Raw genomic sequence first — 15,839 nt, forward strand, 5'->3', positions numbered from 1 at the left:
ATTATTTGCATTTGACTGTCAACGTCATTATGGTTCTGCGCCGATATCAACCTGCGATCACCAGTAAGACCTGACAGAAAAAACCCGGAAAAAGCGGACATATCGCTGGAAACGGATGCCAGGACGCCGGAAATCCTCTGGCGAACTCATGTCGGCTGCTGGTACGCCCTTGTTACCGGGAGCCTCCCATGCCGCTGCGTCCGCCCTTTGCCCGTCGATCCGGGCTTGCTCTGATGTTGCTCTGCCCTTCTCTCGTCCTGGCTGCCGAAAAGGCCGCCACCCAGTTCGACACCATGACCGTGACGGCTACCCGCAGCGAGCAGCGCCTCGATGAGGTTCCCAGCACGGTGTCGGTGCAGACCGAGCGCGACATCGACCAGAAGAACGTGAACAACATTCGCGACCTGGTGCGTTACGAGCCGGGGGTTTCGGTGAGTGGGGCCGGCAGCCGCTTCGGCCTGTCCGGTTTCACCATCCGCGGCATCGGCGGCAACCGCGTGCTGACCCAGGTGGATGGCGTGTCCGTGCCGGACGCCTTCAACTTCGGCCCCTTCCTGAATGCCCAGCGCAATTACATCGACCCGGATATCGTCAAGCAGGTGGAAATCATCCGCGGCCCGGCCTCCTCGCTGTACGGCAGCGATGCCATCGGCGGTGCGGTGAGCTTCCTGACCAAGGACGCCGCCGATTATCTGGACGAAGGCGATGACGCCTACGCCCGTCTCAAGTCCGGCTACAGCAGCGCCGACAACAGCTGGCTGCGCAGCGCCACCTTCGCCGGTCGCCAGGGCGTGGTGGATGGCGTGCTTCATCTGGGCCGTCGCAGCGGCGACGAAGTCGAGACCTTCGGCGGCCGTGGCGGCACCGGTGCCGGCCGCGAGGAAGCCAACCCCCAGGACTTCACCACCGACAACCTGCTGGCCAAGATCGGCTGGAACTATGCGGGCAACGATCGCCTGCAACTGAGCTACGAGAGTTTCCATGACGACGTGGACACCCGCGTGCTCAGCGAAGCCTCGACCCTGACGTCCACTTCGCTCGGCGGCGGCATGTTCAGCAACGCCCTGATCGCGGCGAGCAACGCCACCGACAGCACCGACCGTGAGCGCATCAGTCTGGAACACCAGCTGGAGCTGGATACCGTCTTCGCCGATCAGTTGAAATGGCAGCTCAACCATCAGGACAGCAAGATTCGCCAGCAGACCGATCAGAGCCGCTACAGCTGGGTGGCCTTCAACCGCAACCCGGTACCGCCGGCGTCGGCCTTCGAACGCCTGCGTACCCGCGACTCGACCTACGAGGAAAAGCTCTGGTCGCTGAACAGCCAACTCGACAAGCATTTCGCTGTCGGCGCGACCCAGCACCACCTGATCTACGGCGTCGACCTCAAGCGCCTGGAAAGCAGCGACCTGCGCAAGGGCAACGAGATTCGCGTCAGCACCGGCCAGCCCCTGCCGCCGGCTTTCGGCGCGGAAACCTTCCCGCTGAGCGACTTCCCCGATCCAGTCACCCACGAATACGCCCTGTTCGTCCAGGACAGCATCGAGATTGGCCGCTGGACCCTGCTGCCAGGCCTGCGCTACGACTACTACGAGCTCAAGCCCGACGTGACCGCGGAATACCTGAACAGCAATCCGGTGAACCGCAATCCTTCGGACTTCAGCGACAACCAACTGTCGCCCAAGCTGGGGGTCACCTACCGCCTGGACGACGCCCACAGCCTCTACGGCCAGTACGCCGCCGGCTTCAAGGCACCAGAGCCTGTGGATATCTTCGGTGAGTTCGTCAACGCCGGGATGGGCTACCAGACCATCGCCAATACCAGCCTGAAGCCGGAAACCAGCGACAGCTATGAAGTGGGCCTGCGCGGCAAGTACGACACCGGCAGCTTCGGCGTGGCGCTGTTCTACAACCGCTACGAGGACTTCATCGATCAGGTGACCATCCCCGACCCGACCGGCAACAACCTGCTCACTTTCCAGTCGCAGAACCTGAACAAGGTGACCATTCGTGGCGCCGAGGCGAAGGGGGAGTTGTTCCTCAATCAGTTCGGCCTGCCCACCGGTACTCGCCTGATCGGGTCCATTGCCTATGCACGCGGCAAGAACGAGGAAACCGGCGAGCCGATCAACAGCATCGACCCGCTCAAGGCCGTCATTGGCCTGGGTTATGCCGAGCCGACCGGCAAGTTCGGCGGCGAACTGGCCTGGACCCTGGTCAAGGGCAAGGACCGCATCGACCAGACGAACAACGCCAGCTTGCGCATCACCGAGCAGTTCGCAACACCCGGCTACGGGACCCTGGACCTGAACACCTGGTGGCAGGTCACCGATGCCTTCTCGGTCAACGCCGGCCTGTTCAACCTGACCGACAAGGAATACTGGCAGTGGGGCGACGTCCAGGGCCTGGACGCCAACAGCCGCAGCCTGGGCCGTTACACCCAACCGGGCCGCAACGCCTCGGTCAACCTGGTCTGGGAAATCTGACGCCTTTCAAGGTTCAGCACACGGATGTGCCCCTCTTGGCAATCCACGGCGGCGCGCGATAATGCGCGCCTGCCGTGGAGAAGCCGATGATCCTGCTTTGCCGCCCCGATGAGCTGGCCGAAGGTCAGAGTCGGGGCTTTGTCGTAGATGACCTGAAGATTCTGCTGGTGCGCCGGCACGGGCAGGTCCATGCCTATGAGAACCGCTGCCCACACCGGGGCATTCCCCTGGAGTGGACGCCGGACCAGTTTCTCGACCACAGCGGCAGCCTGATCCAATGCGCCGCCCATGGTGCGCTGTTCCTGATCGAGTCCGGCGAATGCGTCACCGGCCCCTGTGTCGGTGAAGTGCTGGAGTCGGTGGGCATTGTCGAAGATGCCGAAGGCATCTGGCTGCTGGATGCAGCCTGAAGCTCAGATCCTCACATCAAGACGGCGACAGACGCGCACTTCTTCCGGCGTCAGTTCGACCCCATAGGCCAGCACTTCGACACCGGCAGAAACGGCCTCACGCAAGGCCGCCGCATAAGCCGGATCGATTTCCTCGGCCGGGCGCACCGCCTCGATCTCCGACAGGTTCACGCAATACAACTGCACGGCCCGTACGCCATCGCGAGCCAGCGCAGCGAGCTCGCGCAAATGTTTGCTGCCCCGCGTGGTGACCGCATCCGGAAATGCCGCGACCAGCGTGCCATCGAAACCCAGCGTGACACTCTTCACCTCGATGAAGGCCGGACCCTCAGCGAAGTCCAGGCGGAAGTCCGCGCGGCTGTTTTCCTGCCCATAGGCGACTTCACGCTTGAGGCTGGCGAAACCCGCCAGTTCGGGGATCAGGCCCGTCTTCAACGCTTCCTCAACCAGGGCATTGGCACGGGCAGTGTTGACGCAGGCCAGACGCCCCTGGGGTGTTTCGGCGATTTCCCAGGTCCCGGGCAATTTGCGCTTGGGATCGTTGGAGCGACTGAACCAGACCCGGCAGCCCTCGCTCATGCAATTCAACATCGAGCCGGTGTTGGGGCAGTGAATGGTCAACTGCTCTCCCGAAGCGGTCTCGATGTCCGCGAGGAAACGCTTGTAACGCTTGAGCAGCCTGCCCTCTTCCAGGGCTGGGGCGAACTTCATTTGCCCGCCCAGGTCTTCAGGCCGCGCGCCAGCCGCTGCACCGCCTCTTCCAGGCGCGGCAGGCTCTGCGTATAGGCGAAGCGCACATGATGACCGGACTGGTAGCGGCCGAAATCCAGGCCCGGCGTGAAGGCCAGATGTTCAGTTTCGATGAAATGCCGACAGAAGGCATAGGCATCGCCACCAAAGGCGGAAATGTCCGCATACAGATAGAAGGCACCCTCCGGCTCGACCGCAATGCGGAAGCCCAGGTCGCGCAGGGCCGGGAGCAGGTAGTCGCGGCGGCGAGCGAACTCTTCGCGGCGCTGCTCGAAGATCTCCAGCGTGCGCGGCTGGAAGCAGGCCAGCGCGGCGTACTGGGCCATCGAAGGCGCACTGATATAGAGGTTCTGCGCCAGCTTCTCCAGTTCAGGCACGGCATCGGCGGGCGCTACCAGCCAACCGAGACGCCAGCCGGTCATGCCGAAATACTTGGAGAAGCTGTTCAGTACGAAAGCGTCGTCATCCACTTCCAGCACGCTGCTGGCGTCCATCCCGTAGGTCAGGCCGTGGTAGATCTCATCCACCACCAGATGACCACCGCGAGCCTTCAGGGTCTGCGACAACGCTGCCAGTTCATCAGCGTGCAACACCGTGCCCGTAGGATTGGCCGGCGAGGCGACCAGCGCCCCCACACTGTCGGAATCCCAGTGCCGTTCGACCAGTTGCGGGGTCAACTGATAGCGGGTTTCCGGTCCGACCGGCACCAGCTGCGCTCCACCTTCCACAAGCCGCAGGAAGTGGCGGTTGCAGGGATAGCCGGGGTCGGCCAGCAGCCAGTGCTTGCCCGGGTCCACCAGGAGGCTGCTGGCCAGCAGCAGCGCCCCGGAGCCTCCGGGGGTGATGAGAATGCGATCCGGGTCTATGTTCAACCGATAGCGCGATGCGTAGAAGCCGGCGATGGCTTCGCGCAGTTGCGGCAAGCCGCGAGCGGCGGTGTAACGGGTATGCCCGGCGGCCAGGGCTTCCTGTCCGGCCTGGATGATGGGCTCGGCGGTGGTGAAGTCCGGCTCGCCGATTTCCAGGTGGATCACATCATGACCCGCCGCCTGGAGTTCGTTGGCGCGAGCCAGCAGAGCCATGACGTGGAAGGGTTCGATGGCGCGGCTGCGTGCACTGTAGGACTGGGCCATTGGCCTTCCTTTATTAAGGCAAAGAGAGGATTCTAACCAATGGTCCCTGGACGCTGCAGCATGTACGACGCCGGGGAGTGGCGTACCCGGATTTGATCTGGTAAGTTCGCCCGCTTGCAGCCGCAGGGCCGGCACCGCCGGCGATGGACCATAATCCTGCGCAATGGATTAAGAAAGTGAGAGGCGGCCATCCATGCCCACCAATGCAAAACAACAGAACAGCCAGTTGATTCGTGGCTTCGTGCCCTACCAAGAGACCAAGGGCGAGGAGTACATGAGCGACAGCATGCGTGCTCACTTCACCAACATCCTCAACAAGTGGAAGCTGGAGTTGATGGAAGAGGTGGATCGTACCGTGCACCACATGCAGGACGAAGCTGCCAACTTCCCCGATCCGGCCGACCGCGCTAGCCAGGAAGAAGAATTCAGCCTGGAACTGCGGGCCCGCGACCGCGAGCGCAAGCTGATCAAGAAGATCGACGAGACGCTTCAGCTGATCGAAGACAACGATTACGGCTGGTGCGACTCCTGCGGCGTCGAGATTGGCATTCGCCGTCTGGAAGCCCGCCCCACCGCCACCCTTTGCATCGACTGCAAGACCCTGGCGGAGATCAAGGAAAAGCAACTCGGCTCCTGATGCCGAAACGGGGCGCCAATGGCGCCCCGTCGCTTTGTCCACAACGTGATGTCCCCTGCCTATATCGGGCGCTTCGCCCCCACGCCCAGCGGCTATCTGCATTTCGGCTCGCTGGTCGCCGCCCTCGCCTCCTACCTCGATGCCCGCTCAGTCGGCGGCCGTTGGCTGCTGCGCATGGAAGACCTCGATCCTCCACGGGAAGTTGAAGGTGCCCAAGCGGCGATCCTCCGAACCCTGGAAACCTACGGCTTTGAGTGGGACGGCGAAATGGTGCGTCAAAGCGACCGCCACGAGGCGTACGCCAAGGTGATCGACCGTCTCTATGAGATGGGCCTGGCCTATGCCTGCACCTGTTCGCGCAAGCAGTTGGAAGGCAGCCTGGGTATCTATCCGGGGACCTGTCGCAACGCACAGCATCCCCTGCACGATGCCGCCATCCGCATCCGTGTACCGGAGCTGGCATACCACTTCGTCGACCGCGTGCAGGGTGAATACCGCCAGCACCTGGGACGAGAAGTGGGCGATTTCGTCATCCGCCGCCGCGATGGGCTCTATGCCTATCAGTTGGCCGTGGTGCTGGACGATGCCTGGCAGGGTGTTACCGATATCGTGCGGGGCGCCGACCTGCTGGACTCCACGCCGCGTCAGCTCTATCTGCAGGAACTGCTCGGATTCCGTCAGCCGCGCTATCTGCATGTGCCACTGATCATCCAGCCGGATGGCCATAAGCTGGGCAAGTCCTATCGCTCGCCGCCCTTGCCGGCGGACAGCGCCGGACCGCTACTGGCACGCGCGCTGCGCACCCTCGGCCAGGAACCACCCGCCGAACTGGCCGAAGGCAGCCCCCGAGAAGCACTGGACTGGGGAATCGCCCATTGGGATGCCACGCGCATACCGCGTTGCCGAACACTGGCCGAAACACAGCTGCGCTAGCCACTCGCCGCCGTACCGGGCATTCGCTACCATCGCGGCAGACACGACGAGAATTGCGGCATGTACATCTATCGACTGGTCCTGCTCCTGGTGGTGGGAATCTACCTGTTCTCCCCCGCCATCATGGATTGGTGGATCGACCCCAACGGCGCCTGGTACCGCCCCTACCTGCTGTGGCTGATCCTGATCGTGGTGACCTTCATTCTGCAGAGTCAACGCGATGCTGATGAGCTTTAGCCTCACCCAGCTGATCCTGATCAGCGCTGCCTATCTTCTGGCCCTGTTCGGCGTGGCCTGGCTCAGTGACCGGGGCTTCGTCCCGCGCTGGATCATCCGCCACCCGCTGACCTACACCCTGTCTCTGGGCGTGTACGCCAGCGCCTGGGCTTTCTACGGCACCGTCGGGCTCGCCTATCAATACGGCTACGGATTCCTTGCCAGCTACCTCGGCGTGTCGGGGGCGTTCCTGCTGGCACCGGTTTTGCTCTATCCGATCCTGCGCATAACGCGCACCTACCAGCTTTCATCCCTGGCGGACCTCTTCGCCTTCCGCTTCCGCAGCACCTGGGCCGGTGCGCTGACCACGGTGATCATGATCATCGGCGTGCTGCCGCTACTGGCGCTGCAGATCCAGGCCGTGGCCGATTCGATCGGCATCCTCACCCGCGAGCCGGTGCACAACCGCGTCGCTTTCAGCTTCTGCGCCCTGATCACGCTGTTCACCATCCTCTTCGGCGCACGCCATATCGCCACCCGCGAGAAGCACGCCGGCCTGGTGTTCGCCATCGCCTTCGAATCGGTGGTCAAGCTGGTGGCCCTGGGCGGTATCGGCTTCTATGCCCTCTACGGCGTATTCGGCGGCCCACGCGAACTGGAGCTGTGGCTACTGCAGAACCAGGCCGCCCTCTCCACCCTGCACACGCCTCTGCAAGAAGGTCCATGGCGCACGCTGCTGCTGGTGTTCTTCGCATCAGCGATCGTCATGCCGCACATGTACCACATGACCTTCACCGAGAATCTCAACCCACGCGCCATGGTCAGCGCGAGCTGGGGTCTGCCCCTGTTCCTGCTGTTGATGAGCCTGGCCATTCCGCTGATTCTCTGGGCCGGCCTCAAGCTGGGCGCCACCACCAACCCTGAATACTTCACGCTCGGCCTCGGTATTGCCGTCGACAATCCGGTGCTGGCCTTGCTCGCCTATGTCGGGGGCCTGTCCGCTGCCAGTGGCCTGATCATCGTGCTGACCCTGGCGCTCTCCGGCATGGCCCTGAACCACCTGGTGCTGCCGCTCTACCAGCCACCCGCCGAAGGCAACATCTACCGCTGGCTGAAGTGGACCCGTCGCGCGCTGATCGCCTTCATCATCATGGCCGGCTACGGTTTCTACCTGCTGCTGGGCGCCGAGCAGGATCTCTCCAACCTCGGCATCGTCGCTTTCGTCGCCACCCTGCAGTTCCTTCCCGGCGCGCTGTCGGTGCTCTATTGGCCGACGGCCAACCGCCGCGGCTTCATCGCAGGCCTGCTGGCAGGCTTCATCGTATGGCTGTTCGCCATGCTGCTGCCACTGGTGGGCAACCTGCAGGGCGTCTACCTGCCGCTGTTCAACGCCATCTACGTGCTCGACGACACCAGCTGGCACATCGCGGCCATCGCCTCCCTGGCAGCCAACGTGCTGATCTTCACCCTGGTCTCGCTCTTCACCGAAGCCAGCCCCGAAGAACGCAGCGCCGCCGAAGCCTGCACCGTGGACAACGTACGCCGCCCACAACGCCGCGAACTGGTGGCCAGCTCGCCGCAGGAATTCGCCAGCCAGCTGGCCAAGCCCCTGGGCGCCAAGACGGCACAGAAGGAAGTCGAACAGGCGCTGCGTGACCTGCACTTGCCCTTCGACGAACGCCGCCCCTATGCCCTGCGCCGCCTGCGTGACCGCATCGAAGCCAACCTCTCCGGCCTGATGGGCCCGAGCGTTGCCCAGGACATGGTGGAAACCTTCCTGCCCTACAAATCCGGCAGCGAAGGCTACGTGACCGAGGACATCCACTTCATCGAAAGCCGGCTGGAGGACTACCACTCGCGCCTCACCGGCCTGGCTGCCGAACTAGACGCCTTGCGCCGTTACCACCGCCAGACCTTGCAGGAACTGCCCATGGGCGTCTGCTCGCTGGCCAAGGACCAGGAAATCCTGATGTGGAACCGCGCCATGGAGGAACTGACCGAGATTCCCGCCCAGCGCGTCGTGGGATCGCGCCTGTCCACCATCGCCGAGCCCTGGAAAGGATTGCTGGAAGGCTTCATCAATCTGCCCGACGAGCACCTGCACAAACAGCGCCTGACCCTGGACGGCCAGGTGCGTGCACTCAACCTGCACAAGGCGGCGATCGAAGAACCCCTGGCCCCTGGCAGCAGCGGACTGGTGCTGCTGGTGGAAGACGTGACCGACACGCAGTTGCTGGAAGACAAGCTGGTGCACTCCGAGCGCCTTGCATCCATCGGCCGCCTCGCGGCCGGCGTTGCCCACGAAATCGGTAACCCCATCACGGGCATCGCCTGCCTGGCGCAGAACCTGCGCGAAGAGCGCGAAGGCGATTCCGAGATCAAGGAACTCAGCAGCCAGATCCTCGAACAGACCAAGCGCGTCACGCGTATCGTTCAGTCGCTGATGAGCTTCGCCCACGCCGGTGGCCGCCAGCAGGCCAGCGAGCCGGTGTGCCTGGCTGAGGTCGCGCAGGACGCCATTGGACTGCTGTCACTGAACAAGCGCAGCATCGATGTGAACTTCTTCAACCTCTGCGATCCGCAGCACGTCGTCGAAGGCGACCCGCAGCGTCTCGCCCAGGTCCTGATCAACCTGTTGTCCAACGCCCGCGACGCGTCCCCCGTGGGTAGCGCCATCCGCGTGACGAGTGAAGCCTCGGAACACACCGTCGATCTCGTCGTGGAAGACGAAGGTAGCGGCATTCCGAAGGCGATCATGGACCGCCTGTTCGAACCCTTCTTCACCACCAAGGACCCAGGGAAAGGGACCGGCCTTGGCCTTGCACTGGTCTATTCGATCGTGGAAGAGCATTATGGACAGATAACCATCGAAAGCCCGGCCGACTCCGAGAGCCAGCGCGGCACCCGAATCAGGGTGACGTTGCCTCGTTTTGTCGAAGCTACATCCGCCGTGGGCTGAGACCGTCTAGAGAGCCGAATTAATGCCACATATTCTGATCGTCGAAGACGAAACCATCATTCGCTCAGCCCTGCGACGCCTGCTGGAACGCAACCAGTACCAGGTCAGCGAGGCAGGCTCCGTGCAGGAAGCCCAGGAGCGCTACAGCATTCCCGGTTTCGACCTGATCATCAGCGACCTTCGCCTGCCCGGCGCTCCCGGTACCGAACTGATCAAACTGGCCCAGGGCACCCCGGTGCTGATCATGACCAGCTACGCCAGCCTGCGCTCGGCGGTGGACTCGATGAAGATGGGCGCGGTGGACTACATCGCCAAGCCCTTCGACCATGACGAAATGCTCCAGGCCGTCTCGCGCATCCTCAAGGAGCGCCAGGAAGCCAGGTCGACCCCGAGCGAGCGCCCCACTGCGGGCCGTGGCGGTGACAAGGCCGCTGCCGCCAATGCCGATGGCGAGATCGGCATCATTGGGTCCTGCTCGGCGATGCTCGAGCTCTACAGCAAGATCCGCAAGGTCGCCCCGACCGACTCCACCGTGTTGATCCAGGGGGAGTCCGGCACCGGCAAGGAACTGGTGGCCCGCGCCCTGCACAACCTTTCCCGTCGCGCCAAGGCACCGTTGATTTCGGTGAACTGCGCGGCCATTCCGGAAACGCTGATCGAGTCGGAACTCTTCGGCCACGAGAAAGGTGCGTTCACCGGCGCCACCGCCGGCCGTGCCGGTCTGGTGGAAGCCGCCGACGGTGGCACCCTGTTCCTCGACGAGATCGGCGAACTGCCGCTGGAAGCTCAGGCGCGTCTGCTGCGCGTCCTGCAGGAAGGCGAGATTCGCCGTGTGGGTTCGGTGCAATCGCAGAAGGTCGATGTGCGCCTGATCGCCGCCACCCACCGCGACCTCAAGACGCTGGCCAAGACCGGCCAGTTCCGCGAGGACCTCTATTACCGCCTGCACGTCATCTCCCTGAAGCTGCCCGCCCTGCGCGAGCGCGGTAACGACGTGCTGGAAATCGCCCGCTCCTTCCTGGCGCGCCAGTGCTCCCAGATGGGACGCGAAAGCCTGCGCTTCGCCGCGGATGCCGAACAGGCCATCCGCCACTACAACTGGCCAGGTAACGTGCGGGAACTGGAGAACGCCATCGAGCGCGCGGTGATCCTGTGCGAGAGCCCGGACATTTCGGCAGACCTGCTGGGCATCGACATCGAGCTGGATGACCTGGACGACCTGGACTTCAACGAAGCCGCAGCGCCGGCCCAGGCCAACAACACAGCCCACGAGCCCACTGAAGACCTGTCGCTCGAAGACTACTTCCAGCACTTCGTGCTGGAGCACCAGGACCACATGACCGAAACCGAGCTGGCCCGCAAACTGGGTATCAGCCGCAAATGCCTGTGGGAACGCCGCCAGCGCCTGGGCATCCCGCGCCGCAAATCGGGCGCTGCAGCCGGGCCTTGAGCGCCGGCGAGGGTGACAGCACGGAAACACAACAGGTTCCGTTTGCTGTTACCCCGCCTAACATCACGTAACAAAGCCGGGTTTAAAGGTAACGAAAACCCGGCTTTTTTTTGCCCCTCGCTCAGCCATCGACCCCCGCAAAGCCTTGATTTACAAGGAATCTCAAAAGTTGGCATGGCTTCTGCTTTATCTCTGGCACAACAACAATAACAAACGCTGAACCCCACAATAAAAACAAGACGTATCGACTCCAGCACAACAAAAACAAAACAGCGGAGGCGCAGCTAACTGATTCTTTTGGAGAGGAATTGCCCTTGGGGCTCGCCCCACAGCCAGACCGAGAACAATAAAACTGTCCCGAGACAGCACCCGTACTGGTTGGGTCATGGAATGATCAAGGCACCATCAGCGTCCAAAGCAATCCGTTTGCTATTAACCCTCGATTGGAGGGCATATCCAGAGGTGAAGTGCCTGCTGGACCGGGTCGAACAACAAAAACACCAAGCCCGAAACAATAAAAACAAAGCACGCACCAATTTGGGGGGGAGCTTCGGCTCCCCCAGTAGCTTTGCCTTCTCTCAGACCTTTTCTTCTCCATCCCCCCTCCCAGTGCTAGAATCCGCGGCCATCGTGCGCCCATATCCTTTTCTGGCCGTCCATTCCGCAAAACAGTGCATCCCATGCTGAAGAAGCTGTTCCAGTCTTTCCGATCCCCCCTGCGCCGCGCGCAGCATCCGCGCAGCACACCCGAAGTACTGGGCAACAATCAGCACTCGCTGCACCGCTCGGGCATCAGCCGCAACGCCGTGGTGGTCGTAGACCGCCTGCAGAAGGCGGGTTATCAGGCCTATGTCGTTGGCGGTTGCGTCCGCGACCTGCTGCTGAACCTGCGCCCCAAGGATTTCGACGTGGCCACCAGCGCCACCCCGGAACAGGTGCGTGCCGAATTCCGTAATGCGCGGGTGATCGGCCGTCGCTTCAAGCTGGCCCATGTGCAGTTCGGCCGGGAGATCATCGAAGTCGCCACCTTCCGCGCCAATCACCCGCAAGGTGAAGACGAGGAAGACAGCAACCAGGCCTCGCGCAATGAAAGCGGTCGAATCCTGCGCGACAACGTCTACGGCAGCCTGGAAGACGACGCCCAGCGTCGTGACTTCACCATCAATGCGCTCTACTACGACCCGACCACCGAACGCATCCTCGACTACGCCCACGGCGTGCATGACATCCGCAATAGGCTGGTGCGCCTGATCGGTATCCCCGAGCAGCGTTACCAGGAAGACCCGGTGCGCATGCTGCGTGCCGCGCGGTTCGCCGCCAAGCTGGACTTCGAGATCGAGAAACACAGTGCCGCGCCCATTCGCCGCCTGGCACCGATGCTGCGCGAGATTCCCTCCGCGCGCCTGTTCGACGAAGTGCTCAAGCTGTTCCTCAGCGGCAAGGCCGAGCGCACCTTCGAGCTGCTGGTGGAATACGACCTCTTCGCCCCGCTGTTCCCGGCCAGCGCCGCTGCGCTGGAACGTGACCCCGAATACACCGGTCGACTGATCCGCCAGGCGTTGATCAACACCGACGAGCGCATCCGCCAGAACAAACCCGTTACCCCGGCGTTCCTCTTTGCCGCCTTGTTGTGGCCGGCCCTGCCCGCCCGTGCGGCGCAGCTGCAGGAACGCGGCATGCCGCCGATACCGGCAATGCAGGAAGCCGCCCACGGCCTGATCATGGAACAGGTCCAGCGCACTGCCATTCCCAAGCGTTTCAGCATCCCGATCCGCGAGATATGGGACATGCAGGAACGCCTGCCGCGCCGCAGCGGCAAGCGCGCCGACCTGTTGCTGGAAAATCCGCGTTTCCGTGCCGGCTACGACTTCCTGCTGCTGCGTGAAAGCGCCGGCGAGCAAACCGATGGCCTGGGCGACTGGTGGACCGATTACCAGGACGCCAGCGACAGCCAGCGCCGCAACATGATCCGCGAGCTGAGCGCCAAGGATGACCAGCAGCCCTCGGGTCAGCGTCGCCGTCGCGGTGGCAGCCGCCGCCGTCGTGGCCCGCGTAGCGACAACGCCCCCGGCACTCCGGGCGAGTAATCATGGAGCGCGTGTACATCGGCCTCGGCAGCAATCTCGCCGAACCCGTCAGCCAGCTGCGTGGCGCCCTCGAAGCACTGGGCGACCTGCCCCGCACCCGGCTCGCTGCCGTTTCCTCGCTCTATGCCAGCGATCCGCTCGGCCCGCCGGACCAGCCCCGCTACGTCAATGCCGTCGCGGCCCTGGAAACCGAACTCGCACCGCTGGAACTGCTGGATGCCCTGCAAACCATCGAGCTTGCGCAGGGGCGTGTACGCAAGGACGAGCGCTGGGGCCCCCGCACGCTGGACCTGGACATTCTCTTGTTCGGCCAACGCCGGATCGACGAGCCGCGGTTGCAGGTTCCGCACTACCACATGCATGCCCGCGCCTTCGTGCTCTATCCCCTGGCGGAAATCGCCGGTGACCTGCAGCTGCCCGATGGGCGCCCGCTGCAAACGCTGCTGGACGCCTGCCCCTTCGAAGGCCTCGAGCGCCTGCCCGACCTGGCGGTAACGCCGTAACAGGTCGGTAACACCTGCAATTGACTTCATGCCCCCCCATCGGGACTATAAGCGTCCCGTTGCCCCGCGCCGGTGCAAACTGGTGCCGATGAGGACGTTTTCATGCCTGATGTGACCCTGACCACCCTGCAAGAGCTCAAGCTGAAAGGCGAGAAGATCGCCATGCTGACAGCCTATGACGCCACTTTTGCCCAGGCCGCCTGCCAGGCCGGCGTGGATGTGCTGCTGGTGGGTGATTCCCTTGGCATGGTCCTGCAAGGCCATGACAGCACCCTGCCGGTCAGCGTGACCGAAATGGCCTATCACACTGCAGCCGTGAAACGCGGTAACCAGGGCGCGCTGATCATCAGCGACCTGCCGTTCATGGCCTATGCCAACCTCGAGCAGACCTTCGCCAATTCCGCCGCGCTGATGCAGGCCGGTGCCCACATGGTCAAGCTGGAAGGCGCCGCCTGGCTCGCCGATCCGATCCGCCTGCTGGCCGAGCGCGGTGTGCCGGTCTGCGCCCACCTGGGCCTGACCCCGCAAGCCGTGAACATTCTCGGCGGCTACAAGGTCCAGGGTCGCCAGGAAGCCCAGGCGCGCCAACTGCGCGCCGACGCCATGGCCCTGGAACAAGCCGGCGCAGCCATGCTGCTGCTGGAATGCGTGCCCAGCGAGCTGGCCGCCGAAATCACCCAGTCGGTGAAAATCCCGGTAATCGGCATCGGCGCAGGCAGCGCCACCGATGGCCAGGTACTGGTCCTGCACGACATGCTCGGCCTGTCCCTCACCGGCCGCGCACCCAAGTTCGTGAAAAACTTCATGGAAGGTCAGACCAGCATCCAGGCTGCGCTCACCGCCTATGTCCAGGCCGTCAAGGACGTCACTTTCCCCGCCGCCGAACACGGATTCTCCGCATGATCACCGTCAAGACCGTCCGCGAACTGCGTGCCGCCATCGCCCGCGCACGCAACGAGGGCAAGCGCATCGGCTTCGTGCCGACGATGGGCAACCTCCACGCCGGGCACGTCGCCCTGGTGGAGAAGGCCAGCCAGCGAGCCGACTTCGTGGTCGCCAGCATCTTCGTCAACCCGCTGCAATTCGGCCCCAGCGAAGACCTGGCCAAGTATCCGCGCACCCTGGTATCCGACCAGGAGAAGCTGGTGGCCGCTGGCTGCCAACTGCTGTTCCATCCGGACGTGGAAGAGATGTACCCGGACGGCATGGACGGCCAGACCCGCGTAAATGTGCCGCTGGTGTCCGAAGGTCTCTGTGGCGGTAGCCGCCCTGGTCATTTCGAGGGCGTCGCCACCGTAGTCAGCAAGCTGTTCAACATGGTCCAGCCTGACCTCGCGATATTCGGCGAGAAGGACTTCCAGCAGTTGGCAGTCATCCGCAAGCTGGCGCGCGACCTGAACATGCCGATCCAGGTCATGGGCGAACCCACGGTCCGTGCCGAAGATGGCCTGGCCCTGTCGTCTCGCAATGGTTACCTGGACGACGCCCAGCGCGCGGCCGCCCCCGCCCTGTACCGCACCCTCCAGCAACTGGCCTCCGCCATCCGCGCAGGCCGCCGCGATTTCGCCGCACTGGAACAGGAAGGCCAGGCCGAACTGGCCAGGGCCGGTTTCCGCCCGGATTACCTGGAAGTCCGCGAAGCGCTGAATCTGCGCCCCGCCGGCAACAAGGACCATCAGTTGGTGATCCTCGGTGCCGCCTTCATGGGTAACACCCGCCTGATCGACAACCTTGCCTTCAACCTCGAAGCGCAAGCCTGATCGACGCCCGTCATAGCCTTGAACCCCCTCGGGGGTTCGGGCAAACTCTGCCGCCGCCCGCATCCTGACGAGGAAAAGCCATGCACGCCATCATGCTCAAGGCCAAACTGCACCGCGCCGAAGTCACCCACGCCGTGCTCGACTACGAAGGTTCCTGCGCCATCGATGGTGAATGGCTCGATCTCGCCGGCATCCGCGAGTACGAACAGATCCAGATCTATAACGTCGACAACGGCGAGCGTTTCACCACCTACGCCATCCGCGGCGAAAACGGTTCGCGGATGATCTCGGTGAACGGCGCCGCGGCGCACAAGGCCAAAGTGGGTGATCGCGTGATCATCTGCGCCTACGCTCACTACAGCGAAGCGGAACTTGCCAATTTCAAACCGCGTATGCTGTACATGGCTCCGGGCAACGAACTCAGCCATACCAGCAACGCGATTCCGGTACAGGTTGCCTGAGACCGGACAGCTGAATGACCCGAAGCCCGGACCTATCCGGGCTTTTTCATAAGT

At 63.3% G+C, this 15,839-nt stretch carries 14 protein-coding genes; 12 read left to right on the top strand and 2 right to left on the bottom strand.

The window, feature by feature from the left end:
• The first annotated feature begins 188 nt into the window (after nt 1–188).
• Nucleotides 189–2,486: a TonB-dependent hemoglobin/transferrin/lactoferrin family receptor gene (locus DM872_RS00890; RefSeq protein WP_179057693.1), complete on the top strand. Its 2,298-nt coding sequence runs from the start codon at nt 189–191 to the stop codon at nt 2,484–2,486.
• Nucleotides 2,487–2,572: 86 nt separating this feature from the next.
• Nucleotides 2,573–2,896, top strand: a complete 324-nt coding sequence (locus DM872_RS00895; protein WP_179057694.1) for a Rieske (2Fe-2S) protein — start codon at nt 2,573–2,575, stop codon at nt 2,894–2,896.
• A gap of 3 nt (nt 2,897–2,899) precedes the next feature.
• Here DM872_RS00895 and sfsA read toward each other — a convergent pair whose 3' ends face one another.
• Entirely contained in the window at nt 2,900–3,607 is a 708-nt protein-coding gene (gene sfsA / locus DM872_RS00900) for a DNA/RNA nuclease SfsA (RefSeq protein ID WP_179057695.1), read from the bottom strand.
• A complete protein-coding gene (locus DM872_RS00905; RefSeq protein WP_179057696.1) occupies nt 3,604–4,779 on the bottom strand; it encodes a pyridoxal phosphate-dependent aminotransferase in 1,176 nt (391 codons plus the stop codon). Before DM872_RS00905 ends, sfsA begins: the two co-directional genes overlap by 4 nt.
• 193 nt (nt 4,780–4,972) lie before the next feature.
• Here DM872_RS00905 and dksA point away from each other — a divergent pair, with 193 nt between their 5' ends.
• The 10 genes from dksA to panD all read left to right on the top strand — a co-directional run bounded on the left by dksA (nt 4,973) and on the right by panD (nt 15,785).
• A complete protein-coding gene (dksA, locus tag DM872_RS00910; protein WP_077522916.1) occupies nt 4,973–5,416 on the top strand; it encodes an RNA polymerase-binding protein DksA in 444 nt (147 codons plus the stop codon).
• A 48-nt stretch (nt 5,417–5,464) separates the two neighbouring features.
• On the top strand, nt 5,465–6,349 hold the full coding sequence (gene gluQRS, locus DM872_RS00915; RefSeq protein WP_179057757.1) for a tRNA glutamyl-Q(34) synthetase GluQRS: 885 nt from the start codon (nt 5,465–5,467) through the stop codon (nt 6,347–6,349).
• A 60-nt stretch (nt 6,350–6,409) separates the two neighbouring features.
• On the top strand, nt 6,410–6,586 hold the full coding sequence (locus DM872_RS00920; protein WP_003095129.1) for a hypothetical protein: 177 nt from the start codon (nt 6,410–6,412) through the stop codon (nt 6,584–6,586).
• Nucleotides 6,570–9,524, top strand: a complete 2,955-nt coding sequence (locus tag DM872_RS00925; protein ID WP_179057697.1) for a sensor histidine kinase — start codon at nt 6,570–6,572, stop codon at nt 9,522–9,524. Before DM872_RS00920 ends, DM872_RS00925 begins: the two co-directional genes overlap by 17 nt.
• 22 nt (nt 9,525–9,546) lie before the next feature.
• Nucleotides 9,547–10,974, top strand: coding sequence for a sigma-54-dependent transcriptional regulator (locus DM872_RS00930; protein WP_179057698.1), 1,428 nt, complete (start codon nt 9,547–9,549; stop codon nt 10,972–10,974).
• 680 nt (nt 10,975–11,654) lie between these two features.
• Nucleotides 11,655–13,061, top strand: a complete 1,407-nt coding sequence (locus tag DM872_RS00935) for a polynucleotide adenylyltransferase PcnB (protein WP_179057699.1) — start codon at nt 11,655–11,657, stop codon at nt 13,059–13,061.
• A 2-nt stretch (nt 13,062–13,063) separates the two neighbouring features.
• The gene (gene folK, locus DM872_RS00940) at nt 13,064–13,564 is read left to right on the top strand and encodes a 2-amino-4-hydroxy-6-hydroxymethyldihydropteridine diphosphokinase (protein ID WP_179057700.1); all 501 of its coding nucleotides are present in this window, start codon (nt 13,064–13,066) and stop codon (nt 13,562–13,564) included.
• 102 nt (nt 13,565–13,666) lie between these two features.
• Entirely contained in the window at nt 13,667–14,467 is an 801-nt protein-coding gene (panB, locus tag DM872_RS00945) for a 3-methyl-2-oxobutanoate hydroxymethyltransferase (protein WP_179057701.1), read from the top strand.
• Entirely contained in the window at nt 14,464–15,324 is an 861-nt protein-coding gene (gene panC / locus DM872_RS00950) for a pantoate--beta-alanine ligase (protein ID WP_179057702.1), read from the top strand. Before panB ends, panC begins: the two co-directional genes overlap by 4 nt.
• Before the next feature lie 80 nt (nt 15,325–15,404).
• Nucleotides 15,405–15,785: an aspartate 1-decarboxylase gene (panD, locus tag DM872_RS00955; RefSeq protein WP_003457244.1), complete on the top strand. Its 381-nt coding sequence runs from the start codon at nt 15,405–15,407 to the stop codon at nt 15,783–15,785.
• Nucleotides 15,786–15,839 lie beyond the last annotated feature (54 nt).

It is taken from the genome of Pseudomonas taiwanensis (genome assembly GCF_013393345.1).
Classification (GTDB): domain Bacteria; phylum Pseudomonadota; class Gammaproteobacteria; order Pseudomonadales; family Pseudomonadaceae; genus Metapseudomonas; species Metapseudomonas resinovorans_C.